The sequence below is a fragment of the Modestobacter sp. VKM Ac-2984 genome (assembly GCF_026967985.1).
In the GTDB taxonomy this organism is placed as follows: domain Bacteria; phylum Actinomycetota; class Actinomycetes; order Mycobacteriales; family Geodermatophilaceae; genus Modestobacter.
In genome coordinates this window covers 405,043-431,470 of the sequence record NZ_JAPVBJ010000002.1, presented here as the reverse complement: position 1 = coordinate 431,470, position 26,428 = coordinate 405,043, and the positions used below count along the sequence as shown (strand labels likewise).

Annotated in this window: 26 protein-coding genes; 9 read left to right on the top strand and 17 right to left on the bottom strand. The window is 73.5% G+C overall.

The genetic code is table 11. The features are described from left to right. Nucleotides 1-63: 63 nt before the first annotated feature. On the bottom strand, nt 64-1,281 hold the full coding sequence (locus O2W16_RS05935; RefSeq protein ID WP_269157882.1) for an MFS transporter: 1,218 nt from the start codon (nt 1,279-1,281) through the stop codon (nt 64-66). 120 nt (nt 1,282-1,401) lie between these two features. On the opposite strand from O2W16_RS05935, the gene O2W16_RS05930 reads away from it, so the two are divergent. Continuing rightward, nucleotides 1,402-2,193 (top strand): hypothetical protein, encoded by a 792-nt coding sequence (locus tag O2W16_RS05930; protein WP_269157881.1) that lies wholly within the window; start codon nt 1,402-1,404, stop codon nt 2,191-2,193. Nucleotides 2,194-2,206: 13 nt separating this feature from the next. Here the strand turns inward: O2W16_RS05930 and O2W16_RS05925 are convergent, their stop codons facing one another. From O2W16_RS05925 to O2W16_RS05910, 4 genes are all read right to left on the bottom strand, one after another. After that, nucleotides 2,207-3,541 (bottom strand): multidrug effflux MFS transporter, encoded by a 1,335-nt coding sequence (locus O2W16_RS05925; protein WP_269157880.1) that lies wholly within the window; start codon nt 3,539-3,541, stop codon nt 2,207-2,209. Nucleotides 3,542-3,672: 131 nt separating this feature from the next. Continuing rightward, on the bottom strand, nt 3,673-5,106 hold the full coding sequence (gene mftF, locus O2W16_RS05920) for a mycofactocin biosynthesis glycosyltransferase MftF (protein ID WP_269157879.1): 1,434 nt from the start codon (nt 5,104-5,106) through the stop codon (nt 3,673-3,675). Then, nucleotides 5,103-5,651 (bottom strand): cysteine hydrolase family protein, encoded by a 549-nt coding sequence (locus tag O2W16_RS05915; protein WP_269157878.1) that lies wholly within the window; start codon nt 5,649-5,651, stop codon nt 5,103-5,105. The genes mftF and O2W16_RS05915 overlap by 4 nt, the downstream gene beginning before the upstream one ends. Continuing rightward, entirely contained in the window at nt 5,648-7,126 is a 1,479-nt protein-coding gene (locus O2W16_RS05910; RefSeq protein WP_269157877.1) for a purine-cytosine permease family protein, read from the bottom strand. The genes O2W16_RS05915 and O2W16_RS05910 overlap by 4 nt, the downstream gene beginning before the upstream one ends. 137 nt (nt 7,127-7,263) lie before the next feature. Between O2W16_RS05910 and O2W16_RS05905 the strand changes: the two genes are divergently transcribed. Both O2W16_RS05905 and O2W16_RS05900 read left to right on the top strand, forming a co-directional pair. Next, entirely contained in the window at nt 7,264-7,590 is a 327-nt protein-coding gene (locus tag O2W16_RS05905) for a PadR family transcriptional regulator (protein WP_269157876.1), read from the top strand. Continuing rightward, nucleotides 7,587-8,558: a hypothetical protein gene (locus O2W16_RS05900; RefSeq protein ID WP_269157875.1), complete on the top strand. Its 972-nt coding sequence runs from the start codon at nt 7,587-7,589 to the stop codon at nt 8,556-8,558. Before O2W16_RS05905 ends, O2W16_RS05900 begins: the two co-directional genes overlap by 4 nt. A gap of 70 nt (nt 8,559-8,628) precedes the next feature. On the opposite strand, the gene O2W16_RS05895 is transcribed toward O2W16_RS05900, so the two are convergent. The 4 genes from O2W16_RS05895 to O2W16_RS05880 form a co-directional block, all read right to left on the bottom strand. Then, nucleotides 8,629-8,880, bottom strand: a complete 252-nt coding sequence (locus O2W16_RS05895; RefSeq protein WP_269157874.1) for a type B 50S ribosomal protein L31 — start codon at nt 8,878-8,880, stop codon at nt 8,629-8,631. A 127-nt stretch (nt 8,881-9,007) separates the two neighbouring features. Next, entirely contained in the window at nt 9,008-10,771 is a 1,764-nt protein-coding gene (locus O2W16_RS05890; RefSeq protein WP_269157873.1) for a GmrSD restriction endonuclease domain-containing protein, read from the bottom strand. 118 nt (nt 10,772-10,889) lie between these two features. Then, entirely contained in the window at nt 10,890-13,442 is a 2,553-nt protein-coding gene (locus tag O2W16_RS05885) for a polynucleotide kinase-phosphatase (protein WP_269157872.1), read from the bottom strand. Next, nucleotides 13,439-14,851, bottom strand: coding sequence for a 3' terminal RNA ribose 2'-O-methyltransferase Hen1 (locus O2W16_RS05880; RefSeq protein ID WP_269157871.1), 1,413 nt, complete (start codon nt 14,849-14,851; stop codon nt 13,439-13,441). The genes O2W16_RS05885 and O2W16_RS05880 overlap by 4 nt, the downstream gene beginning before the upstream one ends. 176 nt (nt 14,852-15,027) lie before the next feature. Between O2W16_RS05880 and O2W16_RS05875 the strand changes: the two genes are divergently transcribed. Then, nucleotides 15,028-16,023, top strand: coding sequence for an ABC transporter substrate-binding protein (locus O2W16_RS05875; protein WP_269157870.1), 996 nt, complete (start codon nt 15,028-15,030; stop codon nt 16,021-16,023). 64 nt (nt 16,024-16,087) lie between these two features. Here O2W16_RS05875 and mftE read toward each other — a convergent pair whose 3' ends face one another. Continuing rightward, nucleotides 16,088-16,792, bottom strand: a complete 705-nt coding sequence (gene mftE, locus O2W16_RS05870; protein WP_269157869.1) for a mycofactocin biosynthesis peptidyl-dipeptidase MftE — start codon at nt 16,790-16,792, stop codon at nt 16,088-16,090. A 60-nt stretch (nt 16,793-16,852) separates the two neighbouring features. Between mftE and O2W16_RS05865 the strand changes: the two genes are divergently transcribed. Beyond that, nucleotides 16,853-17,362, top strand: coding sequence for a pyridoxamine 5'-phosphate oxidase family protein (locus O2W16_RS05865; protein ID WP_269157868.1), 510 nt, complete (start codon nt 16,853-16,855; stop codon nt 17,360-17,362). Nucleotides 17,363-17,422: 60 nt separating this feature from the next. Then, nucleotides 17,423-17,557: a hypothetical protein gene (locus O2W16_RS05860; protein WP_269157867.1), complete on the top strand. Its 135-nt coding sequence runs from the start codon at nt 17,423-17,425 to the stop codon at nt 17,555-17,557. 28 nt (nt 17,558-17,585) lie between these two features. Here O2W16_RS05860 and mftC read toward each other — a convergent pair whose 3' ends face one another. Genes mftC through mftA form a run of 3 tightly spaced genes read right to left on the bottom strand, consistent with a single transcriptional unit; the run spans nt 17,586 to nt 19,253 of the window. Further along, nucleotides 17,586-18,815: a mycofactocin radical SAM maturase gene (gene mftC, locus O2W16_RS05855; protein ID WP_269157866.1), complete on the bottom strand. Its 1,230-nt coding sequence runs from the start codon at nt 18,813-18,815 to the stop codon at nt 17,586-17,588. Beyond that, nucleotides 18,812-19,123 carry a mycofactocin biosynthesis chaperone MftB gene (mftB, locus tag O2W16_RS05850; RefSeq protein ID WP_269157865.1) on the bottom strand — a complete coding sequence of 104 codons (312 nt, stop codon included), beginning with the start codon at nt 19,121-19,123 and terminating at the stop codon, nt 18,812-18,814. Before mftB ends, mftC begins: the two co-directional genes overlap by 4 nt. A gap of 10 nt (nt 19,124-19,133) precedes the next feature. After that, nucleotides 19,134-19,253, bottom strand: coding sequence for a mycofactocin precursor MftA (gene mftA / locus O2W16_RS05845; protein ID WP_269157864.1), 120 nt, complete (start codon nt 19,251-19,253; stop codon nt 19,134-19,136). Nucleotides 19,254-19,378: 125 nt separating this feature from the next. On the opposite strand from mftA, the gene mftR reads away from it, so the two are divergent. Next, nucleotides 19,379-19,981, top strand: a complete 603-nt coding sequence (gene mftR, locus O2W16_RS05840; protein WP_269157863.1) for a mycofactocin system transcriptional regulator — start codon at nt 19,379-19,381, stop codon at nt 19,979-19,981. A 60-nt stretch (nt 19,982-20,041) separates the two neighbouring features. On the opposite strand, the gene O2W16_RS05835 is transcribed toward mftR, so the two are convergent. Then, complete coding sequence (locus tag O2W16_RS05835; protein ID WP_269157862.1) at nt 20,042-20,593, bottom strand: hypothetical protein; 552 nt, start codon at nt 20,591-20,593, stop codon at nt 20,042-20,044. Nucleotides 20,594-20,777: 184 nt separating this feature from the next. Between O2W16_RS05835 and O2W16_RS05830 the strand changes: the two genes are divergently transcribed. Continuing rightward, nucleotides 20,778-21,242, top strand: a complete 465-nt coding sequence (locus O2W16_RS05830; protein WP_269157861.1) for an SRPBCC family protein — start codon at nt 20,778-20,780, stop codon at nt 21,240-21,242. Nucleotides 21,243-21,249: 7 nt separating this feature from the next. Here O2W16_RS05830 and O2W16_RS05825 read toward each other — a convergent pair whose 3' ends face one another. Together O2W16_RS05825 and O2W16_RS05820 are read right to left on the bottom strand one after the other, a co-directional pair. Further along, nucleotides 21,250-22,452, bottom strand: a complete 1,203-nt coding sequence (locus O2W16_RS05825) for a cysteine desulfurase-like protein (RefSeq protein WP_269157860.1) — start codon at nt 22,450-22,452, stop codon at nt 21,250-21,252. A 9-nt stretch (nt 22,453-22,461) separates the two neighbouring features. Beyond that, complete coding sequence (locus O2W16_RS05820; RefSeq protein WP_269157859.1) at nt 22,462-23,865, bottom strand: bifunctional 3-(3-hydroxy-phenyl)propionate/3-hydroxycinnamic acid hydroxylase; 1,404 nt, start codon at nt 23,863-23,865, stop codon at nt 22,462-22,464. A 65-nt stretch (nt 23,866-23,930) separates the two neighbouring features. Here O2W16_RS05820 and O2W16_RS05815 point away from each other — a divergent pair, with 65 nt between their 5' ends. Continuing rightward, a complete protein-coding gene (locus tag O2W16_RS05815; RefSeq protein WP_269157858.1) occupies nt 23,931-24,326 on the top strand; it encodes a DUF3224 domain-containing protein in 396 nt (131 codons plus the stop codon). A gap of 36 nt (nt 24,327-24,362) precedes the next feature. On the opposite strand, the gene O2W16_RS05810 is transcribed toward O2W16_RS05815, so the two are convergent. Next, the gene (locus O2W16_RS05810) at nt 24,363-26,261 is read right to left on the bottom strand and encodes an L-lactate permease (protein WP_269157857.1); all 1,899 of its coding nucleotides are present in this window, start codon (nt 26,259-26,261) and stop codon (nt 24,363-24,365) included. Nucleotides 26,262-26,428: the final 167 nt, after the last annotated feature.

Genomic DNA, 26,428 nt, shown 5'->3' with positions numbered 1-26,428 from the left:
GGTGGCCCCATCGTGACCGCTGTCACGGGATGGCGCCACCAGCTCGGCCACGGCTCGGCCGGATCAGGGCGCGCGCAGCTCCCGGCGGCGCAGCACCGCGGACGCGGCCAGGAAGCCCAGCCCGAGGACGGCGAGCCCGGCACCGACCACGCTCGGCGCCCGGTAGCCCAGGCCGGCGGCGATGACCAGGCCCCCGAGCCAGGCGCCCAGGGCATTGGCGGCGTTGAGCGCCGAGTGGTTCAGCGCGGCGCCGAGCATCTGCGCCTCACCGGCGACCTCCATCAGCCGCAGCTGGAGGAGCACGACCATCGTGGAGGCGGCCGCGGCGATGGTGAACACCGTGACGATCAGCGCCAGGGCGTTGCCGGCGGCCACCGCCATCACGCCGAGGAGCACGCCGGTGGCGACGGTCGCCCCGACCAGCGAGCGGAACAGCGCCCGGTCGGCGAGCCGCCCGCCCAGCACCGTCCCGAGCACGCCACCCACCCCGAAGGCCAGCAGCACGACCGGCACGAAGCCGGCCGACCGGCCGGCCACCTCGGTGACGATCGGCGCGATGTAGCTGTACATGGCGAACATGCCGCCGAACCCGACGGTGGCGACCAGCAGGGTCAGGATCACCTGGGGACGGCGCAGCGCCCCCAGCTCGTCGCGGATCGTCGCCTCCGAGCGCCCCGGCACCGAGGGGACGACGGTGAGCACGGCCAGCAAGGTCAGCGCGCCGATGACCACGACCGCCCAGTAGGCCGAGCGCCAGCCCAGCTGCTGGCCCAACCACGTCGCGGCGGGCACCCCGGCGACGTTGGCGGCCGCCAGCCCGAGCATCACCGAGCTGACCGCGCGGCCCCGCAGGTGGGCCGGCACCAGGGACGCGGCGATCAGCGAGGCGACGCCGAAGTAGGCGCCGTGCGGGAGGCCGGCGACGAAGCGGGAGAGCACCAGGGAGCCGTAGCCGGGGGCCAGCGCGCTGAGGGTGTTGCCGACGACGAACGCCACCATCAGCCCCATCGCCAGGCGCCGGCGTGGCAGCCGCGCGCCCAGCGCGGCGAGCACCGGGGCGCCGACGACGACGCCGAGGGCGTAGGCGGAGATGACGTGCCCGGCCTCGGGGATGCTCGCGCCCACGCCGCGGGCGATGTCGGGCAGCAGCCCCATGGTCACGAACTCGGTGGTGCCGATGGCGAACCCACCGAGCGCGAGGGCGACGATCGCCAGCACCGCGGTGCGGGTGGAGGGTGCGGTGGGAGCCGACGTCGTCGAGACGGCGGGGGGTGCGCTCACAGCTGGCCCAAGACGTCGCCCGGCGTGGCCATTCCCGCCGCCGCGACCCGTTCGGGTGGTTCGGCGCGAGCCGGGGCCCCTCCGTGCCGATGCTCCCTTGAGCACCGGGAGGGAGCTGTCATGGCCGAACAGAGACGACGCACCGCAGGCAGCCGCCCCGTGGCCCGGCGGCGCGCCCCCGTCCGGCGGCGCCGGGACCACACCCGCTGGCTGGTCCCGCTGCTGGCGGTGACCGTCGGCGCGGTCGTGCTCGCCCCGCAGCTCACCCCCGTGCTGGTCGACCTGACCGCCACGGACGCACCGGTGGTGCAGGTGCCCGCCGCCGTCCCGGCCCCTGCTCCGGCCCCCGTGTCGGCGGAGGTGCCGGTGCTCGCGGAGGCGCAGGGTGTGGACACCCTGGCCGACGTCGCCGCGGCACGCGCCGAGCGCGCCACCCGCGCGGGGGCCGCCTCCCGCGCCGACGTCGCGACCGACGGCGGGCTGGTCGTCCCCCAGCCGCCGCGGCCGGGGCGGATCTCGATCATGCCCAACGCGTCGATCGGCAGATCGCCGGTCTACGAGCTGGAGCCCGACGGCTGCGGTGGCGCCGGCACCACGCCCCGCCGGATCGTGCCCGGCGTCGTCCCCGGGCCGGGGTCGGCGACGCTGGACTGGATGTCGGACAACCGGCCCGAGGTGGTCGGCTACCGGGTGCAGGCGGTCAGCCAGCGCCTGATCGGTGGGCAGCAGCCCCCGCCGGTGGTGCGGGCCGTCGCCCAGGTCGAGGGCTGCCAGCCGATGACCGTCACGGTCGACGGGCTCACCCCCGGCGAGCCCTACGTCTTCTGGTTCGAGGAGCAGGTGACCAGCGCCAGCACCGGGGTGACCCGGCTCGTGCAGGTGGGCACGACCGGCGCCGTCGTCATCGGCTGACCGGGGTCGCCACTCAGTGCGCGGCGACCGCAGCCACCTCGGGGTCGGGCTCCTCGAGCTGCCACGGCCGGACGACGACCACCAGGACGACGATCGCCAGCGACAGCGACCCCACGATCACCGCGCCCATCGCGACCGCGTCGTTGCCCAGCAGGCCGACCAGCGGCGAGACCGCAGCGCCCACGCCGAACTGCACGGCGCCGAGCAGCGCGGCTGCGGTGCCCGCCGCCTCGCCGTGCCGGGACAGGGCGAGCGCCGGGGCGTTGGGCAGCGCCAGCCCGCAGGCGAACAGCACCGCCCACAGCGGGATCGCGACCGCGAACAACCCGCCGGTCTCGGTGGCCGCGAGCACCGTGAGGGTGAGTCCGGAGAGCGCGCCCCCGATGGTGCCGGCGACCAGCACCTGCGCGGGGGAGAACCAGCGCAGCAGCAGCGGGTTGAGCTGGGTGGCGGCGATCAGCCAGAACGCGCCGGCGCCGAAGAGCAGCCCGAACTCCTGCTCGTCCAGGCCGAACTGGCGCTGGTAGACGAAGGAGGAGCCGGAGACGTAGGCGAACAGGCCCGCCATGGTCAGGCCGGCGACCAGCACCAGGCCGACGTAGGCGCGGTCACCGAACAGCGACCGGTAGCCGCGCAGCGTGCCGCCGACCCCCTCGGTGCTGCGCCGCTCGGGCGGCAGGGTCTCCCGGATCAGGAAGAAACCGATGGCCAGCAGCGCCACGCCGTAGAGCGCGAGGATCAGGAAGACCCCGCGCCAGGAGGTGAAGCGGAGCACCTCCCCGCCGATCGTGGGCGCCAGCACCGGCGCGGCCCCGAGCACCAGGAACAGCCGGGAGAGCATCGTCGCCGCCGCACGGCCGACGAACAGGTCGCGGACGACGGCGATCGCGATCACCGCACCGGCCGCGGTGCCCATGCCCTGCAGCACCCGCAGGGCACCCAGGACGGCGATGTTCGGCGCGAGCAGCACCAGCAACGACGCGACCACGTGCACCGCCGTGCCGGCCAACAGCGGACGGCGGCGGCCGAACCGGTCGGACAGCGGACCGAGCACGAGCTGGCCGAGCGCGAGACCGATCAGCGTGCCGGTGAGCGTGAGCTGCACCGCCGCGGACGTCGTCTCCAGGTCGGTGGCGATCGTCGGCAGGGCCGGCAGGTACATGTCGATGGTCAGCGGCCCGAGGGCGACGAACGCGCCCAGGGTCAGCGCGAGCCGGGCGGTCTTCGGCTTCTCCACCTGCGGGTCGGACGGCCCGGAGACGTCGACCGGGGCGCCGGCGGCCTGGTCGGGTGCGGTCAGGTCGGGCGCGGCCTGGTCCGTTCGTGCGGAGTGCTGTGTGGCGGTCATCGATCCCCCTGGTCGGTGCTGTGCTCCCGCGGGACCGACGCTGGCCACGTTCGCAGTACCTCGGCGACAAGGCTGCACGATGCAACTGCATTCCTGCCGGACGCAGTGTTCAGTCGCACGTCACCCCGACGTCACCGGCGCGGGGCGACCGGCTCGGGCGGGGCGGGCAGCAGGGCGCGGACGTCGCGGGCCTGCAGCACGCCCCACCAGAGCCCGGCCCCGTAGGCCAGGTCCTCCAGCCGGCGGCCGGCCGCGAAGGCGAGCAGGTCGATCTCCCGGCGGTGCGGCCACCAACCGGCCACCGCGTCGGCGACCGCGATCGCTCCGGCCGCCCGCCGCGCCCGGCGGGAGACGACCGCCGCCGCCACGGCCAACGGCCAGTGGTGCCGGGTCACGGTGCGGCCCAGCGCCCGTCCGGACGACGCCGTCCCGCGCAGCACCAGGCCGGCCGCCCAGCTGATCGGCGGCGGCTGGCCGGGGGCGGCCACCCGCCGGGCGAGCAGCACGCTGGCCCGGCCCAGCACACCGACGCTGCCCAGCAGCCCCAGCCGGCCGCCGAGCACCGGGAGCACCCAGGCCGCCAGCGACCAGGGCGAGATCACCAGCGGGGCGACCGCCGCGCCGTGCCGCTGGGCGAGCAGCGCCGCGCCGGTGCCGTAGAAGGCCCGGCGCCGCAGCCAGTCGCGCAGCTCGACCCGGTGGTCGTGGGCGACCCGGGCGGCCGGCTCGTAGCGCACCCGCCAGCCTGCGCCGGTCAGCCGCCACACCAGGTCGACGTCCTCGGCGACCGGCATCGCCTCGTCGAAGCCCGCCCCCAGCGCCGCCCGCCGGGCCAGCAGCGCCGCGCTGGGCACGTAGGAGACGCCGGTGCCGGGCGCGACCGGCGCCGCGGCCGGGCCCATGTCCAGGGCGCTGGCCAGCTCCTCGTACCGGGCCACCCAGCCGGGCTGCGCCGGGTCCAGCGCGGTGATCCGCGGCGCGACCAGGGCCAGCCGTGGATCGGCCAGGTGCCCGGCGAGCGTGCCCAGCCAGCCGGCCTCGGGCACGCAGTCGGAGTCGACGAACGCCACCGCCTCGGTGCCGGCCACCCGCAGGCCGGCGTTGCGGGCGGCGGCCGGGCCGCGGGCACGCTCGTGCCGGATCAGCCGCGTCCCGGCGGCCACCGCGGCCACCGCGGCGGGGTCGGCCGAGCCGTCGTCCACGACCACCACGGCGCACCCGGCCGTGCCGGGGTCGGCGCGCAGGGCGGCCAGCAGCCGCGCCAGCCCGTCGGTCCGGTCCTTGACCGGGACGACGACCGTGACGTCGGGCCGCGGCACCGCCGGCACCTCGGGCGCGGCGACGCCCGCGTCGAGCAGCCGGGCCGCCAGTGCGGCGCTGCGGGCGTCGGTGACCGCCAGCCGGTCGCCGGTCAGCAGCGTCCGCGCGGCCGGGGCCAGCCGGAGCAGCCGGGCCGGGGAGCCGCCGAGCAGCGCCGTCCCGCCCTCCCGGCGCTCGACGCCGGGGCCGAGCACGACGGTGAAGCCGTCGGGCAGCCGGTCCGGGGGCGGCGGGGGCAGGCTCATCGGCCGGCGAGCACCGCGTCGGTGGTGGTGAGGGTGATCAGCGGCGCGTAGAGCGCCATCGCGGCCAGCGCCCGGTCGTGGTCGGCGTCGCTGGCGCCCGCGCAGGCGTCGGTGACCACCTGCACCGGCACCCCGGCGTCCGCGGCGGGCAGGGCGGTGGAGAGCACGCAGCAGTCGGTGGAGACCCCGGCCAGCACCAGCGGCCCGGCCCCGACCAGGGCGCCGAGCTCGGGGCCCCACTTGCCGAAGGTGGTCGCGTCGAGCACCGGGGCGTCGCCCGGGTCGTCGACCAGCGCGTACAGCGGCGCGTCCGGGGACGTGAGGGCGAAGGGGAACTGCGCGTAGTAGGGCACCCAGGCCCCGGTCGGCTCGGCCGGCGCGACGAACCGGGTGTGCACCACACGCCCGGCGAACGCCCTGGTCAGCCGGCGGATCGCGGGGTGCACCTCGGCGAACCGGGGCGCGCCCCACGGCGAGTCCCGGTCGGCGAAGACGTGCTGGACGTCGACCACCACCAGCACGCGGTCGGGCACCGGGCCGCTCACCCCGCCTCCTGCTGCTGGACCGCCCCGCGGCGCAGCAGCAGCGTGCCGGCGAACCCGACCGCCAGCGCGACCAGGACACCGAGGTTGGCGAACGCCCAGTCGCCGTCCTTGCCACCCAGGCCCACCGGGCCGAGCAGGTAGCCCTGCCAGGTCAGCCAGCTGGCGTAGGTGTTGGTGACCAGCCCCCAGCCGAGCACCGTGCCCAGCCCGAGGAGGGTCAGCGGGACGGGGGGCACCGAGCCGTAGCGCCCCCGCCGGTCGTACAGCTCGGCCTCGGCGTAGTCGCGGCGGCGCAGCAGCAGGTCGGCCAGCACGATCCCGCACCAGGCCGCGACCGGGACACCGAGGGTGATCAGGAAGCCCTGGAACTGGACGAAGAAGTCACCCTCGGCCAGGAAGACCACCCAGATGGCGCCGAGCACCATCAGCAGGCCGTCGATCGAGGCGGCGACCGGGCGGGGGACCCGCACGCCGGCGGCGAGGAGGGACAGGCCGGAGGAGTAGATGTCCAGCAGGGCGCCGCCGACCAGCCCCAGGACGGCGACCAGGGCGAAGGGCACCAGGAACCAGGTGGGCAGCAGGGCGGCCAGCGCGCCGATCGGGTCGGCGCTGATCGCCGCCGCCAGGTCGGTCGACGAGCCGGCCAGCAGCAGCCCGACGACCAGCAGGACGACGGGGGCGAGCGCGGAGCCGAACGTCGTCCAGCCCACGACCCCGCGGGTCGAGGCGGTGCGCGGCAGGTAGCGGGAGTAGTCGGCCGCGGCGTTGACCCAGCCGAACCCGTAGCCGGTCATGACGAACACCAGCGCGCCGATGAACGCCTGGGTGGAGCCGGCGGGCAGGTCGCTGACCACCGCCCAGTCGATCTCGTCGGCGACCAGGATCAGGTAGCCGACGGTCAGCACGCCGGTGACGACGGTGATCACCGTCTGCATCCGCATGATCAGGTCGAAGCCCAGCACCCCGCCGACGACCACCAGGGCGGCCACGACCAGCAAGGCGACGACCTGGGTCGTCGTCCCGCCACCCCAGCCGAGCTGGGTGAACACCGTGGCGGTGGCGAGGGTGGCCAGCGAGGCGAGCACCGTCTCCCAGCCGACGGTGAGGATCCAGGAGAGGACGGCGGGCACCCGGCCCCCGGTGACCCCGAACGCGGCGCGGCTGAGCACCAGGGTGGGCGCCGAGCCTCGCTTGCCGGCGATGGCGATCAAACCGCAGAGGGCGAAGCTGAGCACGATGCCGACGACGCCGGCGACGACGGCCTGCCAGAACGAGATGCCGAAGCCGAGGACGAACGCGCCGTAGGCCAGGCCCAGGACGCTGACGTTCGCGCCGAACCACGGCCAGAACAGCTGGCGCGGGGTGCCCTTGCGCTCGGCCTCGGCGATCACGTTGATGCCGTTGGTCTCCACCGCCACCCGCGGGGTCGGGGACTCCGCCGGCGCACCGGTCTCCCCCGTCGCCTGGTGCGCCATCCGCGTGCTCCGTCCTCACCGGCAGGACCTCGAGCCCCGCTCCCGGTGCCGGACCCTAACCGCGGCTGCCGACACCGCCACCGGACTCCGTGCGCCGATGCATCGACAGCCGATGCATGGCGCGCTAACGTCCCGCCATGGACGTCCGGCCGCTCACCGAGCCGACCTTCTTCGTGCTGGCGGCCCTGGCCGACCAGCCGCGGCACGGGTACGGGGTGATCGGCGAGGTCCAGGGGCTGTCCGGCGGCCGGGTGACGCTGCGGGTCGGCACGCTCTACGGGGTGCTCGACCGGCTGGTCGCCGAGGGCCAGGTGGCGCTGGACCGGGAGGAGGTGCACGCCGGCCGGCTGCGCCGCTACTTCCGGCTCACCGACGCCGGCCGGCTGGCGCTGGAGACGGAGGTCGCCCGGCAGGAGGCCAACGCCCGCGCCGCCCGGGCCCGGCTGGCGGTCCGGCCGGCATGAGCCCGCTGGAGGAGCGCTACCGCCGGCTGCTGGCCTGGCTGCCCGAGCCGGCCCGGTCGCGCTGGGCCGACGACATGACCGAGACCTACCTGCAGGTGGAGACCGCCGACGATCCCGAGTACGCGGAGTTCGGCAGCCCGTCGCTGACCGACCGGCTGGACGTCGCCCGACTGGCGCTGAGCCTCCGGCTCGGCGCGCCGGGCGCCTCGGTGCGCGCGGTCGCGACCGGTCAGACGGTGCGGCTGGTCGCCGTCGCCGGCACGGTGGCGCTCGCCTCGCAGGCCCTGCTCGGACTGTTCTCGACGGCGTGGCTGCACGGCCGGCTCCCGTTCATCGACGCTCCGGACCTCGGTGACCGGCTGCTGTGGGGGCCGGCGAACGCCGTCCACACCGTCGTCAGTGCGCTCACCGTCGTCCTGGCGGTCTGCGCCGTCCGCGGGCTGGCCGCCACCCGCCCCCTGGCGGTCGTCGTGCTCATCGGGCAGCTGGTGCCGGCGGTCGTCTCGGTGATCCGCCCGCTGGAGCTGCTGTTCCAGCTGACGATCGCCGTCCCACTGGTGGCAGCCGCGCTCATGCCCCCGGGCCGCCCGATGCACCGGCCGCTGTGGCTGGTCCCGATCCCACTGGTCGCCTCGGTGTCGTTGGCGGCGCTCGGCCCGGGCGAGCCGCCGGAGTGGACCTGGGGGCTCTTCGACCCGGTGGTGCAGTGGGCGCTGCTGACGGTCGTGGCCGGTGCCGTGCTGCTGCTGCGCCGCGGGCGGGCGCGGGGGCCGGCCGAGCTGGCGGTGGCGGTGCTGGCCCTGGCGACGGTGCCGGCGCTGGCCAGCCGCTGGCCGTACGACACCCCGCCCGGCTACGCGACCGTCGTGGTGCTGGCCACCCTCGCCGCCGCGGCCACCGCGGTCGCCACCGGCGCCGTCGGCCTGCGCGCCCTCCGAGCCCTGCCGGTGGTGCCGGCCGACCACTGACGGGCCCACTGACACGACGACGCCCCCGCCGGCCCGGGCGGGCCGACGAGGGCGTCGGGCGAACGGTGCGTCAGCTGCGGGTGCGCGCGCCGAACCGCTGGTTGAACTTCTCGACCCGGCCGGCGGTGTCGAGCACCCGCTGGTTGCCGGTCCAGAACGGGTGCGAGGAGGCGCTGATCTCGACCGGGACCACCGGCAACGTCTCGCCGTCCAGCTCGATGGTCCGGCTGGTCTGCACGGTGCTGCGGGTGCGGAAGGTGGCCCCGGTCGCGGTGTCCTGGAACACGACGGTGCGGTACTCGGGGTGGATGCCGTTCTGCATGGCTGGTCCTCTCGGTCTGCGCGGGACGTCCACCCCCGTTGGGCGGGCTGATCGCGACTGTGGGGGTAACCCACCAGCACCCCGCCGTGTTCCTGCCGTCAGTCGCCCCATGGGGAGCTCCCTGGACTCATCCTTGGAAACGTCTACCCAAGTCCACCGCCTGCGAGAGCGCGGTCACCGCGACAGTCTCATCACCCTCCCTGCGATAAGGAACGTCATCGACGTAAGAGACTTCCCGCATGATCGGTACGGAGATCACGATCACGCCAAGTCCTCGATACTCGTGGTAGTCAATATTGGCGAGCAGTGCATCCCGTAGTGATGTCGGGGAGATATTCGCGCTACGAATAGCGTTTTTCCATCGCGAAAAGTACTCTTCGACAGTTTCACCGAGAACTGCGGCTTCCCTATTGACTCCCACAACGTATCGAGCGCCTACCGGAACAGGTTGCACGCCGTCGAGCTCCCGCACCCGATCCGCATCGGCCGCGTCATCGGTGACGCCAATCAACACAGTTCCAGACCGATTGCCGCCGTTGTTTGCCATAGCGCACAGCGTTCTAACGACCTTGCCAGGAAGGTCCGAGTTGACTGAGCGTTGCGGATTCAGGTTAAGCAATCCCTGCTTAAGCTCGTAGTGTGGAAGCTCAATTCGTGACCGTTGGATAATGTTGTCAATATCGACAGACGAGTGGGCGCCATAAATAGCGGATGTTGACCCCTCGACTACATGAGCGTCAATTAGCCCCTTGACAACGTTGACGTTTCGGCGGCGCTCATCGGCGGTTCGCCCGGACGATAGGCGGCCGTTCAGGCCCGTCAGACTGTCCTTAACTGCTGCGTGATCTGCGATCTTTTTACTCTCAGCGATGAGCTTTTCATGCAATGCCACCACCAAAATGGCGAACACCGAGGGGAACGAGTTATTGGTCCCCTCAGGGTAGATGACATCCCGCAGCTTAGAAGGAGCCGATCCGCCGCTGCAGATAGCCATAATCTCGTCGATGCAGTACTTCAATTCCGTCTTCAGCTTATCGGATCCATGCGTGACCAGACCCGTCAGTACACGGTTACTCTCTGGCGTGTCCGGTGCATAGACGGCGTCAAGTGCGTCCTTAGAACGCTCGATCATGGCTCCGCCAGCGATGATTGCCGCAATGTCGGAAAGGCACTGCTCGTCCATCGAATCGCGCAAGTCTGTTGATCGAAGGACACCCTGGTTAACCCAGAAAGTAGACGACGCTGCAGTCCCGTAGCCATGTCGAGCCATCGGCAGATCGATGCTGATACTCGGCATCAACGAAAGGTCGACGATCGGTTCGGGGGAAACATCTTGCCTGAGCTGGGTCGCGAGCTCGCGCACCGTGTCCGCAAAGGCCGACTGCACACCAGCTTGACGCCGCTCTTGATCACTCAGCCGGTGCCCATAGGTGTTGATTCGCCCAAAGACGTCATCGATCTCAGACTCCGAAGCATCCCGCATAACCGTAATAGCTAGCGAATAGTCCAGGAATGCCGCCACCTCCATGGATCCGATCTTCGAATCCTGTCCCGTTATCTCAAACGCCCCTGAATCCGCCCGATTCTTAGCGGTCACAAAGCTCGAAACGTCGAAATACTCTTCATCCAGCGTCGCGAAAGCGGTTTCGACAAATGAGACGATGGCATGCAGGCGCTGCAGTCCATCGATGATCTCGTAGCCGTCGTCCCGGGCGGCCAGCAGGATCGCAGGTACGGGGTACCTCTTCATCACCGACTCTATTAGCTTCTGCTTCTCCTTGGTCGTCCAAACCAGCTTGCGCTGGTACCGACGGTTCACCTTTAGCTGCCCCTGGCTATACCAAGAATAGACAGACTGAATCGAGCGGGGACTCGCGTCGAGCTGCGCCATGGCCGGATGGTCTCACGAAAGCACGGCGAGTCCCCTGCGGCACGCGGCAGCGTCCATTCCGTGGGCTTGACGGAGCTGTCGCTGCACCGACTGATTCCCGAGGATTGACAGGGGCAAGTCAGAGCCGCGGGTCGACCGGCTCCGACTCCAGTGCCAGGACGGCGAAGACGCACTCGTGCACCCGCCACATCGGCTCGCCCCGGGCCAACCGCTCCAGGCCCTCCAGCCCGAGGGCGTACTCCCGCAGGGCCAGGCCCCGCTTGCGCCCTAGGTTGCGCTCCCGGAGCCGGGACAGGTTCGCCGGCTCGGTGTACTCGGGGCCGTAGACCAGCCGCAGGTACTCGCGGCCGCGCACCTTCAGCCCGGGCTGCACCAGGCCCCGGCGCCCGCGGGTGAGGTTGGCGGCCGGCTTGACCACCATCCCTTCCCCACCGCCGGCGGTCAGCTCCGTCCACCAGTCGGTGGCGGCCTGCTCGCTGACCGGGTCGGTGACGTCGACCGCACGGTGCTGCGTCCGGCGCAGCAGCTCCGGGTCGGCCTCGGCCAGCCGGTCGGCGAGGGCCAGGTGCTCCCCGTGCGGCCGATCGCTGAAGGTCGCCCCGGCCGCGGCGAGCAGCTGGAACGGCGCGAAGGCGGTGCCGCTCAGCCCGTCGGTGGGCCAGCAGAAGCGCCGGTAGGCGGTGGTGAACCCCTCGACGTCGACCCGGCGGGCCCGCTGGCGGGTCAGCAGCTCGCCGACGTCCAGCCCCCGGCCGGCGGCCTGCACCAGCACCGCCTCGGCGACCGGCAGCGCGGCCCGGGCCGCGGCGCCCACGGCGGCGTACTGGCCGCGGATCAGGTCACCGGCCTTGACCGACCAGGGCAGCAGCTCACCGTCCAGCAGCACCCAGTCGCTGCCCAGCTCCGTGAACAGCCCGGCACCCTCGACCGCCCGGGCGACCCGGGCCAGGAACTCCCTGGTCAGCTCCTCGCCGAGGAACGCGCGGCCGGTGCGGGTGTACAGCGCTCCGCGCTCCCCCACCGGCCGGTCGGGGTCGCCTGCCGCGTCCTGCCGTCGCACCAGCGCGACGGCCCGCGAACCCATGTGCTTCTCCTGGCAGACGACCTGGTCGACCCCCTCGCCGCGGTAGTAGGCGAACGCCTCCGCCGGGTGCTCCAGCAGGTTCGGGTGCGCCGCGGTCGCCACCGGGCTCATCGTCGGCGGCAGGTAGGCCAGCTGCTGGGGAGCGAGGGCGAACCGGCTCATCACCTCGATCGCCGCGGCGGCGTTCTCCGCCCGCACGGTGACCCGGCCGGACAACCGGGTCTCCACGATCCGCTTGCCCAGCACGTCGGCGACGTCGAGCACCTCGTCGGGCCGCTCCGGCGTCGCGTCGTCCTCGGAGAGGAACGGGCGGGCCGGCTCGTACCAGGTGCGGTGCGCCGGGACGTCGACGAGCTCTCGCTCCGGGTAGCGCAGTGCGGTCAGCCGGCCGCCGAACACGCAGCCGGTGTCCAGGCACATCGTGTTGTTGACCCACTCGGGCTCGGGCACCGGGGTGTGGCCGTAGAGCACCATCGCCCGGCCGCGGTAGTCCTGGGCCCACGGGTAGCGGACCGGCAGGCCGAACTCGTCGGTCTCACCGGTCGTGTCCCCGTACAGGGCGAAGCTGCGCACCCGTCCGCTGGCCCGCCCGTGCAGCTCCTCGGTCAGCCCGGCGTGCGCCACGACCAGCGCGCCGCCGTCCAGCACGTAGTGGCTGACCAGCCCGTAGCAGAAGTCCTCGACCTCGCGGCGGAACTCCGGGGTCTCCGCCTCCAGCTGGGCGAGGGTGGTCTCCAGCCCGTGGGTGATCTGCACGTCGCGCCCGCGGAGCGCCTTGACCAGCTTGTTCTCGTGGTTGCCCGGGACGCAGAGCGCGTGCCCTGCGCTCACCATGCCCATCACCAGTCGGAGCACGCCGGGGGAGTCCGGGCCCCGGTCGACGAGGTCGCCGAGGAAGACCGCGCGCCGTCCGGCGGGCGGGACGGCGTCCACCGGCCGGCCCTGCGGGTCGCGGACGAGCTCGTACCCCAGCCGGCCGAGCAGCTCCTCCAGCTCCGCGCGGCAGCCGTGCACGTCACCGACGACGTCGAACGGGCCGGTCTCGGCGCGCAGGTCGCTGTAGGCCTTCTCGTAGGTGAGGACGGCGGCGTCGACCTCCTCCGGGCTGCTCAGCAGGTGCACCTTGCGGAACCCCTCCCGGCTCAGCCCGCGCAGCCCACGCCGCAGCTCGGCGCGCTGCCGGCTGACCACGGTGGGGGCGAGGTCCCGGTCGGGGCGGGCGGCGTTGCGCGCGAGACAGACGCCCTCCGCGACGTCCAGCACGATCGCCAGCGGCAGCACGTCGTGGTCGCGCGCCAGCTGCACCAGCGACGCCCGGTCCTCGCGCTTGACGTTGGTCGCGTCCACGACGGTGAGCCGGCCGGCGCGCAGCCGCGCCGCCGCGATCGCGTGCAGCACGGCGAACGCGGCCGGCGTCGCCGACTGGTCGTTCTCGTCGTCGGCGACCAGGCCCCGGCAGACGTCGCTGGAGAGCACCTGCGTGTGCCGGAAGTGCTTCCTGGCGAAGGTGGACTTGCCCGAGCCGGAGGCGCCGATCAGCACGACCAGGGAGAGCTCGGGGACGGCGAGCTCGCGGACGTCGCTCATGCCGCCACCTCCTGCCCCGCCGCGCGGGTGAAGACCGCCACCTGGGTGGGCGGGCCGACCTCCGGGTCGTCGCCGCCGACACCGAGGTACCGGACCGCGTACCCCCGACGGGCGGCCACGCCGTCGGCCCACTCGGCGAACTCGGCGCGGGTCCACTCGAACCGGTGGTCCCGGTGCCGCAGGCCGCCGCCGGCCAGGGCCGGGTACCGCACGTTGTGCTCGGCGTTGGGCGTGGTGACCACGACGGTCGACGGCGCGGCGGCGGCGAAGACGGCGTGCTCCAGCGCCGGCAGCCGGTCGGGGTCCAGGTGCTCGACGACCTCCATCAGCACCGCCGCGTCGTACCCGGCCAGCCGGGCGTCGGTGTAGGTGAGCGCGCTCTGCAGCAGGCTGATCCGGGCGCGCTGACGTTCGGGCATCCGGTCCAGGCGCAGCCGGCGGGCCGCCACCTCGAGCGCGCGGGAGCTGACGTCGACCCCCACCACCTCGGTGAGGGACGGCTCGGCCAGCAGGGCGGGGAGCAGCGCCCCGGAGCCGCAGCCGAGGTCGAGCACCCGGTGGGCGCCGGCCGCCCGGAGCACGGCGAGGACGGCGCCCTGCCGCAGCTGGGCCAGGGGCGCCGGACGCTCGGGGACCTCGGGCGTCGCGGCGACCGCGTCATCGAAGGTGTCGACGTCGGCGTCGTCGACCTCGGCGAGCCGGGCCATCGCCTGGCCGGACAGTGCGCGCTGGTGGGCCAGGTAGCGCTGGGTGATCAGCTCGCGGTCCGGGTGGCCGGCCAGCCACCCGCTGCCGGCGCGCAGCAGCTTGTCGATCTCGTCGGTGCTCACCCAGTAGTGCTTCGCGTCGTCGAGCACGGGCAGCGCGACGTACAGCTGGTTGATCGCGTCGGCGAGCCGCTGGGTGCCGCGCAGCCGCAGGTCGACGTGGCGGGAGTCGCCCCACTCGGGGAACTGCTCGTCGAGCGGGACGGCCCGGGCCTCGACCTGCCAGCCCAGCGGCGCGAAGAACCGCTCGGCCAGCTCGGCACCGCCCCGGCAGGACAGCGCCGGCAGGTGCACCTCCAGCGGCAGCGCCTGGTCGACCAGGTCGGGCCGCTCCTTGCTCACCCCGCGGCGGGCGCTGGCGAAGGCCTTGCCCAGCGCGACGGCCAGCAGGCTGGACGCGGCGTACGGCCGGTCGTTGACGTGCTGACCCAGGGCGAAGCCCTCGTTCCCCCGGTTCCCGCGCACCAACGCGATCGGGTCGACCTCCAGCAGCAGCGCGACGGTGCACCGCTCGTCGGTCGCCTCCGGGTAGAAGACGTGCGCCGTCCCGGTCGAGACCTCGACCTGCTGCGCCCGTGCGGGGTTCTTGTGCAGCAGGAAGCCCAGGTCCGTCGCCGGCCGGTGGGTGGTGGACAGGGTCATCAGCACCCCGGCAGTCTTGCCGGTCGCCGGGCCGGGGACCACCGACGTGCGGGTGCGGCGTGGCGGCAGCCCCCGGGCATGGGACCCGACCGCGGCCGTCCTGCTCCGCCACGGTGACCGGACCGTGACCTCCGTGTGCTTAGGTCAGCCTCACCTGATCCACCGAAGGAGCTCGCATGTCCCGCTTCGCCCTCCGCGGCACCGCCCTGCTGGCCGCTGCGCTCGTCATCACGAGCTGCGGCTCCGACACCGGCGACGACACCACCGCCGAGGGCGCCGACCCGACCACCGGCTCGTCGGACGCCTTCCCGGTCACGGTCGAGACCGCCTTCGGTGACGTGACGGTCGAGGAGGAGCCGACCCGGGTCGTCGCCCTCGGCTGGGGCGACGCCGAGACGGCGCTGGCCCTCGGCGTCCAGCCGGTCGGCGCGAGCGACTGGCTCGGCTTCGGCGGCGAGGGCGTGGGCCCGTGGGCCGAGGGGCTGTACGACGAGGCCCCGGAGATCATCGAGACGCTGGAGCCCAGCATCGAGGCGATCGCCGCGCTGGACCCCGACCTGATCCTGGACACCCGGTCCGACGCCACGCAGGAGCGCTACGACGCGCTCAGCCAGATCGCGCCGACCATCGGCCAGCCCGAGGGCGTCGAGCAGTACCAGACCAGCTGGCGGCAGCAGCTCGAGCTGGTCGGCCAGGCGCTGGGCCGGGACGAGGCGGCCGACGAGCTCGAGGCCGAGGTCGACCAGGACTTCGCCGACGCCGCTGAGGCGAACCCCGAGTTCGACGGCACCGAGGTCGCCGTGGCCGCCTACACCTCCGAGGGCTTCGGCGCCTACGTCAGCGGTGATTCACGGGTCGACTTCATGGAGCAACTCGGCTTCGTGAACAAGCCGGCGATCGAGGAGCTGGCGACCGACAGCTTCTACGTGCCGGTGAGCGAGGAGCAGCTCCCCCTGCTGGACGCCGGCCTGACCGTCGCCTTCCCGATCTTCGTCGAGCCCAGCGAGATCACTGACAACCCGCTGTGGCAGGCGATCCCGTCCGTGCAGTCCGGCAACGCAGTGGTGCTCGACGACGCAACGCTGACCAACGCCTTCTCCAGCGGCACCCCGCTGGGCATCCAGTACGCCCTGGAGAACGCCGTCCCGCAGTTCGCCGACGCCCTCGGCTGATCCCGCACCACCTGAGCTCAGCACCACCACCTGTCCGCACCGGCGCCGCCGGGCAGCACCTGGCTCAGCCCAGGAGCCGCCCGGCGGCGTCGGCGTCCCAGGCCCCGACCGCGGCCACCAGCCGCCCGGCGAGCGAGCGCACCAGCTGCGCCCCCTCGGCCGCCGACGCACCGGCGGGATCGCCGAGCACGCCGTCCGGGCTCACCGCGCGCACACCCTCGGCCCGCAGCCGGGGCAGCAGCTCCGCGATCGGCGCGGTCTCCCCCGCGGCGGCGAACTCCGGGCGGACCCCAGCAGGTTCCACGTGCAACATCAGTGACGTCTCGGTGCGCCCGGCGTGCGCATCGCCCCCGGCCACGCCACAGGGGAACCAGACGACGTCCCGGCCCTCGGCCCGCAGCTGCGGCACCGCTGCCCGCAGGGCGTCGAGGTTGCCGCCGTGCCCATTGACCACGAGCAGCCGGCCCGCCCAGCGTCCGGCCGAGCGGCCGTACTCGACCAGCACGGTGGTCAGCGCCGCGGTGCCGAGCGAGATCGTGCCGGGGAACCCCTCGTGTTCACCGCTGGCGCCGTACGCGAGCGCCGGGGCGAGCACCGCGCCGTCCAGCTCCGCGACGGCGGCCTCCGCCACCGCCTGCGCGACCACGGTGTCGGTGGTCAGCGGCAGGTGCCGGCCGTGCTGCTCGACCGACCCGAGCGGGACGACGAGCAGCGGACGACCCGCCATGTCGGGCCAGGTCGCCCCGGTCAGCCGCACGCCGTCGCCCACGGCCGGGCACCCTGCCAGAGCAGGGGTGTCACCGGCCGCCGTTGCGGGCAGGGCAGCTGCATGACCACTGAGGACACCCGCGCTGAGGACACGCGCGCTGCCGACACCCGCAAGGTCGCGGAGCTGCTGAAGGACGAGCGGATCGCCGTGTTCACCACGATCACCCCCGACGGCACGCTGATGAGCCGGCCGATGTCGATGCAGCAGGTCGAGTTCGACGGCGACCTGTGGTTCTTCGCCAGCCGGAGCTCCCGCAAGGTCGCCCAGGTCACCGCCAACCCACAGGTCAACGTGGCCACCTCCGGCAGCGACAGCTGGGTCTCGCTGACCGGGCACGCCGTGGTGTTCGACGACCTGGCGAGGAAGCAGCAGCTGTGGAACCCCGTGGTCGAGGCCTGGTTCCCGAACGGCCCGGAGGACACCGACGTGGTGCTGCTCCGGGTGGACGCCGCCTCCGCCGAGTACTGGGACTCCCCCGGCGGACGGCTGGCCAGCGTCTTCAGCTTCGCCAAGGCCAAGGTCACCGGGCAGCCGTACTCCGGCGGGGAGAACGAGACCGTCGCGCTCTGACCGGCCCTCCCAGCAGGGGCACAGGGAACACCCCGCCGACGTCCAGCGGGTGGGGGGACCGTGGAGGTCCACCCACCCCTGGAGGTCCTGATGGTCACCGTCGCCGTCCTCGCCGCGTTCTTCGCCCTGCTGACCGTCGCCGACCTGCTGCCCCACCAGGCCGACGCCCCCGGCCTGGTCGCCCCGCTCCGCTGAGCTCGGCGCCCCGGCCGGGGCGGTGCGGTCAGCCGAGCTGCAGCCCGGCCAGCGGCGACTCGTCGCAGATCTTGGCGGGCGGGATCGCGGGCATGCCCAGCAGCGTGGGCTGACCGCGCACCGGGCCGGTGTGCGAGTGGTCGAGGTGGCTGCGGGGCGTGACCAGCTCGGTGTCGCGGGCGGCCAGCGCGCTCTCCCCGTAGCCCTGCACGCACTCGGGGTCGGGCCCGTCCAGCGGGAGGCCGGTGAAGAACTTCGCCGCCATGCACCCGCCGCGGCAGGAGTCGAAGTGCTGGCACTTGGTGCAGGCGCCGCCGGTCTGCGGGTTGCGCAGGTCGGCGAAGAGCTCGCTGTTCTGCCACACCTGCTGGAAACCGCCGGGGGAGCGCACGTTGCCGGCCAGGAAGTTCTCGTGGATGGCGAACGGGCAGGCGTAGACGTCCCCGACCGGGTCGATCAGGCAGACGACCCGGCCCGCGCCGCACAGGTTCAGCCCCGGCAGGGCCTCGCCGAACGCGGACAGGTGGAAGAACGAGTCGCCGGTGAGCACGTTGTCGCCGTTGGCCAGCAGCCAGGAGTAGAGGTCCTTCTGCTGGGCCATCGTGGGGTGCAGCTGCTCCCAGACGTCGGCCCCGCGGCCCGAGGGCCGCAACCGGGTGATCCGCAGCTGGGCGCCGTAGGAGTCGGTGAGCGCCTTGAACTCGTCCAGTTGCCCGGCGTTCTCCCGGGTGACGACGACGGAGACCTTGAAGTCCTTCATCCCCGCCTCGGCCAGGTTCTCCAGCGCCTTCGTGGCGGTGGCGAACGAGCCGGTGCCGCGGACCCGGTCGTTGACCTCGGCGGTGGCGCCGTCCAGGGAGATCTGCACGTCGACGTAGTCGGTGCGGGCCAGCTGCGCGGCCCGGGCCTTGTCCAGCTTGACGCCGTTGGTGGAGAACTTCACCCCGACGTCGTGCCCGATGGCGTAGTCCAGCAGGTGCCAGAAGTCCGGCCGCACCGTGGGCTCGCCGCCGCCGACGTTGACGTAGAAGACCTGCATCCGCTGCAGCTCGTCGATCACCGCCTCCGCCTCGGCGGTGGACAGCTCGCGCGGGTCGCGCCGTCCCGAGGAGGACAGGCAGTGCACGCACGCCAGGTTGCAGGCGTAGGTGAGCTCCCAGGTGAGGCAGATCGGGGCGTCCAGGCCGTACTCGAACTGGTCGATGAGCCGCCCGCCGGTGGGGCGCTCGGCGGGGCGGGAGGGGAGGACGGCGGTCATGCTGAACGCCTCTCGATCATCTGGGAACGGGCCAGGTCGGCCAGCGCCTTGACGTAGCTGGCGCGCTGGGGCTCCGGCACCTCGAACGCGAGGAGGGCGGCCGTGGCGGTGGGGTGGTCGGCGAGGGTCTCCACGACCCGGACCAGCGTCTTCGACTTCAGGAAGGACAGCTTCCGGGTGCCGAAGTGGTAGACCAGCGCCCCGAAGGGCTCCGGCCGCAGCGCCACCGACCGCGCGCGCTGCCAGGGCAGCTCCGGGTCGAACACCGCTGGGTCGATCGCCACTGGGGCCGGAGCCGGTGAGGTCATCGGGCGGGGATCAGTAGACGCCGCACATGCCGTCGATGGAGACCTCCTCCACGAGGGACTCCTCGACGAGCACCTCCTCGGCGGCTGCGGGGGTCTCGACGGTGAGCTCGTCCTGCGTCGTCTCGGGCACGGTGCCTCCGGGTGAACTGGGTCACGGACCTGACCCGGCAGACCGTAGGTGACACCCAGTGCCACGAGCAAGCGCTGCGACCGGGAGCGCGGCGCCGGGCGGTCACCGCTCCACCTGGGGGCAGGATGGGGACCGTGACCGAGACGATGGTCGCGGCCGACGCCCGCGAGGAGACCCGCGCCCGGATCGAGCAGGCTGCCCTCGACCTGTTCACCGCGCAGGGGTTCGAGGCGGTGACCATCGACGAGGTGGCCGACGCCGCCGGGATCAGCCGGCGCACCTTCTTCCGCCACTGCGGCACCAAGGCCGACGCGGTCTGGGGCCAGTTCGACGGCCACGTCGTCCGGCTGGAGGGGATGCTCGCCGCCGCTGCGGCCGACCAGCCGGTGCTCGCCTCGGTCTCCGCCGCCTACGTCGAGGTCAACGACTACGCCGAGGCCGACCTGCCGATGCTGCGCCAGCGGATGCGGCTGATCCTGACCGAACCGGCGCTGCTGGCGCACTCCCAGGTGCGCTACGCCGACGTCGACCGGGTCGTCGCCGCACACGTGGCGCGGCGGACCGGCGTGGCGCCGGACGCACTGGTGCCGCGGCTGGTCGCGACCAGCACCCGGGCCGCGGCGACGACGGCGTTCGAGCTGTGGCTGGCCGACGGCCGGATCACCCTGGGCGCCGCACTGCACCAGGCCTTCGACGAGCTGGCCGCCGGCTTCCCCAGCCTGCGCTGACCGGCCGCCACCGACCCGTCCCGCGACCTGCGGGGCCGGGTCGGTCACGGGCCGGTCGGCTCAGACGGTGGAGCTGGTCGCGGTGATGCCGCGCAGCACCTCCGACGGGCGCTGCTGCTCACCCGCGTAGGAGCTGACGACGACGAGGGCGCCGGTGAGCGCCGGCACGACCCACTGCAGCTGGTCGAGCCGCTCCTGGGCGGCCGCGATCTCGCCCCGGGCCCGCTTGGAGGGCTTGGTGGCGCGCCGGGACGGGGTGGCGCCGCCCTGGTCGACGACCTTGCCGAGCAGCCGGCTGTAGGCGGTGACGCCCAGCGCGGCCGCCGTGAGCACGGTCTTCGCCGTCGACATGGCGCGCACGCCCTGCTGCTCGGCGACCCGCCGCTTGTTGGCCTGCAGCTGGCCGATGCTGCCGATCAGGTGCGCCCCGATGGCGGCGGCGTTGACCGGCGTCCACCGGTCCCAGCCGGCGTTGGCCACGGCGCCGGTGCCGCGGGCGCTGCCCGCCTCGCCGGAGGCCGGGTTCAGCGCCACGGCGTTGGCGAGCGTGCCGCCGAACCAGGCGGCGAGGCCGACGTCGTGCAGGGAACGGGACAGGGTGTTGCGGGCCATCGTGGGGCTCCTCGGATCGGCAGCGTGCGGACGCGGTCGGTGACCGAGGAGGGCGACCACCCCGGTCTGCGTGGTCATCCCGGTACCCGCCGGTCTCGGATGCACCCGTCCGTTCGCCGACGGGTCTGCGCCTCGTCCGCCGACCCGCGTCGGCCCACTGGCCGGCCGCTGCGAGGATGCCCGGATGGACAGCCTCACCCATGCCGACTCCGTCGTCGTCCGCTCGTCCCCGGAGGTGGTCTACGACCTCGTGTCCGACGTGACCCGGACCGGCGAGTGGAGCCCCATCTGCACGTCCTGCTGGTGGGACGAGGGGCACTCGGCGCAGGTGGGCGCCTGGTTCACCGGGCGCAACGAGGTGCCTGGGCGCACCTGGGAGACCCGCAGCCAGGTGGTCGCCGCCGAGCCGGGTCAGGAGTTCGCGTTCCTGGTCGGCGGGAAGCTGGTCCGGTGGGGCTTCACCATGGAGCCGGTCGAGGGCGGCACCCGGCTGACCGAGTCCTGGGAGTTCCTCCCCGCCGGCCAGCACTTCTTCGCCGAGCGGTACGGCGCCGACGCGCAGGCGCAGATCGAGGACCGCACCCGCTCGGCCCACGAGAGCATCCCGGCGACGTTGGCCGCGATCAAGCGGATCGCCGAAGCCGGCTGAACGGGCGTCAGCCCGCGGTGAACTCCTGCAGCGCGGCGAGCAGCCGGTCGATGTCGGCGTCGTCGCTGTACGGGGCGAGCCCGACCCGCAGACCACCGGTGTCGCCCAGCCCCAGGTGGCGGCTGGCCTCGAGCGCGTAGAACGAGCCGGCCGGGGCGTTGACGCCGCGTTCGGCCAGGAAGCGGTAGGCCTCGGCCGCCTCGCGGCCGGCGAAGGTCAGCAGCAGGGTCGGGGTGCGCCGGGCCGCCCGGGACCACAGCGTCACCCCGGGCAGCGCCCGGACGCCGTCCTCGATCCGCTCCCGCAGCACGTCCTCGTGCTGCTCGACGGCGGCCATCGCGGCGACCAGCCGGCTGCGGCGGTCGCCCTCGGGGCCGGCCTGGGCGGCGAGCAGGTCGATCGCCGCCGTCGTGCCGGCCAGCAGCTCGTAGGGCAGCGTGCCCAGCTCGAACCGCTCCGGGACGGCGTTGCTGGAGGGCAGCAGCTTGTCCGGGTGCAGCGTCTCCAGCAGCTCCGGCGCGGCGACCAGGCAGCCGCAGTGCGGGCCGAGGAACTTGTAGGGCGAGCAGACGAGGAAGTCCGCACCCAGCGCGGTGACGTCGACCGGCGCGTGCGCGGTCAGGTGCACGCCGTCCACCCAGGTCAGCGCCCCGACCTCGTGCGCCAGCGCGGCGATCGCGGCGACGTCGGGCCGGGTGCCGATCAGGTTGGAGGCGCCGGTGACGGCGACCAGCCGGGTGCGGTCGGACAGCAGCGCCCCGACGGTCGCGGGGTCGAGCTCTCCGGTGGCGGGGTCGAAGTCGGCCCAGCGCACGGTGGCGCCGCGGGCCTCGGCGGCCTGCACCCAAGGGCGGATGTTCGCGTCGTGGTCCAGCCGGGTCACCACCACCTCGTCACCGGGCCCCCAGCCGGCGGACAGCACCCGGGACAGGTCGTAGGTCAGCGCGGTGGCGCTGCGCCCGAAGACGACGCCGCCGGGATCGCCACCAGTCAGGTCGGCCACCGCCTGGCGGGCCTCCCGCACCACCGCGTCGGCGTTGCGCTCGGCCTGGGTGACCGAGCCGCGGTTGGCCATCGGCTGGGTCATGGCGGCCGCGACCGCCTGCGCGACGACGTCCGGCGTCTGCGAGCCGCCCGGGCCGTCGAAGTGCGCGGCCCCGTCGGTGAGGGCGGGGAAGTGGGCGCGGAGTGCTGCGACGTCGAAGCTCACCCGGTCACGCTAGCCGCGGGCGGCGGCGGCCACGATCCGGTCCGGGCGCACCAGCACCGAACGGCCGCCGAGCCAGCCGACCAGCTCCGGCGAGCCGAGCTGGTCGGCCCGCACCACGGGACCCGGCCAGTCCGCGGGCACCGGCCCGCCGGTGCTGAGCACTGCCCAGCCGTCCCCGAGCAGCTCGTCCAGCCGCTGGGCGCCCGCGACCGGGGGCTGCGGCAGGAGCGACCCGACCGGCGAGCCGGGCGCGAGGAGAGGCCGACGCACCAGCGGGCCGCGACGCAGCGGCGGCGTCCGGCTGGCGGCGGCGAAGGCGGCCAGCCGCGGCAGCCGGCGCACCCCGGTCAGCACCGCCCGGCGCACCAGTGCCGCCCGGTCGCCCCCGCCGGTCATCAGCCGGCCGAGCAGCACCGCGACCCGGATCAGCGCCCGCGCGTGCGGTGCCCGCTCGGCCTGGTGGGTCTCCAGCAGCGCGTCGTCCGCGCCGTCGAGCACCGCCGCCAGCTTCCAGGCGAGCTGGTGCACGTCGCGCAGGCCCAGGCCGAGACCCTGGCCGATGAACGGCGGGGTCAGGTGGGCGGCGTCGCCGCAGAGCAGCACCCGCCGGTCCCGCCAGCGGTCGGTCACCTGAGCGGCGTAGGTGTACTCCGCGGTGCGGACGACGGTGCACCCCTGCGCGCCGAACCGGCCGAGCTGCGCCGGGAGGTCGAACTCGGCGGCGGACTCCCCCGCCGCCAGCCGGAACTCGGCGCGGTAGCGGTCGCCGGCGATCGGCATGAACGTGGCCGGGCGCACCGCGTCGCAGACCTGCTGCACGCCGGGCCAGACGTCCAGCGGGGCATCGGCGGCCAGGTCGACCACCAGCCAGCGCTCGGCGGGACCGAGGTCGTGCATCCACGACCCGATCAGCCGGCGCACCGTGCTGTTCGCCCCGTCGCAGCCCAGCACGGCGTCGGCGACCAGCTCCTCCTCGACGCCGGTGGCCCGGTCGCGGACGGTGAGACGCACAGGTCCGGCTTGTTCCACGTGCAACACCTCGACCCCGCCGCGCAGCTCGGCCCGGGGCTCGGCGGCCAGTGCGTCGCGCAGGACCGCCTCCAGGTCCGGCTGGCTGAACATCGACGCCTGCGGCCAGCCGTGCTCGCCGTCCCCGCGCCCGAACTCCACGAGCGTGCGGTGCTCCCCGTCCAGCAGGCGGAGCCCGGCCATCGGCCGGCTGACCGCGGCGAACGCCTCGGCCACACCGGCGGCCTGCAGCACCCGCAGCGACTCGTCGTCCAGGTGCACCGCCCGCGGCTGCGGATAGGCGGCCGGGTGCCGGTCCAGCACCAGGACGTCGACGCCCCGGCGGGCCAGCAGCAGCGCCGCCGTCACCCCGACCGGCCCGGCACCGACCACCACCACCGTCACGGCGATGAGTCTGCCCGTGGCCTGATCCCGGGACAGTCGGCGGGATGGGGGCCAGGATGCCGGGCATGGACCTGCACCTGACCGCGCCGTTCACCATCGACACCTGGGACGCGGTCGGTGACCCGGAGTCCGCCGAGCCCGGTGCGCCGGCCACCGGGCGGGTGGTGCTCGCGAAGACCTACGAGGGCGAGGACCTGACCGGCTCGGCCACCGGACATGCGCTCACCACCCAGGGCGAGCGCGGCGCGTCCTACGTGGCGCAGGAGCGGATCACCGGCGCCCTGGCCGGACGGCGGGGCAGCTTCGTGCTGGAGCACGGCGCCGCCATGGGCGAGGGCGTGGAGACCACCCAGTGGGCCCGGGTGGTCGCCGGTTCCGGCACCGCCGCGCTGGCCGGTCTGATCGGTACGGGGACGGTCGCCCACGAGCTGCTCACCCTGGACGTCGTCCTGCCCGACTGACACCCCGCCCCGGCAGGGGGCGGGGTGCCGGCCGGGTCAGGGGTTGTCGGGGGTCCGGTTCGGGTCGGGAACCATGTCCGTGTGCTCCCGGCCGTCGCTGGGTGCCCGGCCGGTCGTGGCGCTGTCCGCGGGCGACCCGGCCGTGTCGACGAGCTCGTTGTTGGGCTTCCCGGGCGACCGCCGCATCGCGATGATCAGCGCGGCGACCGCGACCAGCAGGACGGCCAGCCACAGCGTGCTCAGGTTGGCCCCGAACCCGTAGATCAGCACCAGCGAGATGCCACCGGCCATCAGGCAGTAGTAGATCGTCGGCAGGACGGTCTTGCGGATCAGGTCGCCCTCCCGCCCGATCAGGCCGACGGTGGCCGACGCCGCCACGATGTTGTGCACCGTGATCATGTTCCCGGCCGCGCCGCCGACCGCCTGCGTGGCGACGACGGTCTCCGGGGTCACCCCGATCTCCACCGCGGTGGAGAACTGGAAGAGCGAGAACATCAGGTTGCTCACCGTGTTGCTGCCGGCGACGAACGCCCCGAGCGCGCCGATCCACGGGGCGAACGCCGGCCAGGTGTCGCCCGCGATGGACGCGGCGCCCTCGGCCAGGACCAGCGGCATCGACGCCAGGCCGGACTCGTTGAAGTCGGCCCCGGAGTTGATGAACACCCGGACCAGCGGCAGCGCGAAGAGCAGCGCCACCGCCGCGCCGGCCAGCTGGCTCCCGGCCACCTTCCACGACGCGGCGATGTCGGCCGGCCGCATCCGGTGGATGGCGTAGGTGATCAGGCAGGTGAGGATGAACAGGAAGCCGGGCAGGTAGACCATCTGCAGCGCCTGGGCGATGCCGGTGCCGAAGATGTCGTCGACGGTGACGACCCGCCAGCCGGTGGTCAGGAACTCGGTGATCGGGTCGATGGTCCGGCTCAGCACCAGCAGGACGGCGACGATGACGTACGGCGTCCAGGCCAGCCAGATGCTCATCTTCTTGCCCGCGACGTCCTTCTCGTCCTCCGGGGAGAGGTTGCCCATCCAGTTGGTCGCCCACCGCTGCCGGGCCGGGAAGTCCCAGATCTCCTTCGGCATCAGGAAGCCGCGGCTGGACGCGAACATCACGATGACCAGGCCGATCAGGCCGCCGAGCAGCGACGGGAACTCCGGCCCGAGCACCGCGGCGACGGTCACGTACGGCACGGTCATCGCGAAGGCGGCGAACAGCGCGAACGGCCAGATCGCCAGGCCGTCGGCGAACCGCTTCCGCTCACCGAAGAAGCCGCAGAGCATGCAGGCGAGGATCAGTGGGATGAGCGTGCCGATGGTGGCGTGGATGGCGGCCACCTGGAAGCCGATCCGCTCCAGGAACTCGGGGAACTCGATGCCGAGGAACACCGTCCGCTCCTCGACGGCGTCCGCACCGGTCAGCCCGCCGCTGACGCCGACCAGGATGGGCGTGCCGACGGCGCCGAAGCTCACCGGCGTGCTCTGGATGATCAGGCCCACCATGACCGCGGCCATGGCCGGGAAGCCCAGCGCCAGCAGCAGCGGGGCGACGACGGCGGCCGGGGTCCCGAAGCCGGACGCGCCCTCGATGAAGCTGCCGAACAGCCAGCCGATGATGATCGCCTGCACCCGGCGGTCGGGGCTGATGCTGGTGAACCCGGCGCGGATGGTCGCCATCGCACCGCTCTTGGTGAGGGTCTCGAGCAGCAGCAGCGCGCCGAAGACGATGTAGAGCAGCGTCAGGGCCAGCAGCAGCCCCTGGACCGCTGACGCGGCGACCGCGGTCGGGCTCATCTCCCACACGAACAGGGCGATGACGACCACCACCACGAAGCCGATGGGCATGGCGCGTTTTGCCGGCCATCTCAGCCCGGCCAGCAGCACCCCCACCACGATGATGGGGAGCAGAGCCAGCAGGCTCAGCACAGCGAGGTTGTCCACGTTGACGCCTCTCGTCGGCAGAGATCCGCGTCTCTCGCGCGGATGCTGGTGCACTGTGACTCACCACACCGCCGTCCGCCAGCCCTCTCTCCGGACGCGTGGGCGGCCGGTGACGCGGCCTCCCCGCCATCCCGCCTTGACGTCGCCCTCCTCCCTCCGCAGTCTGT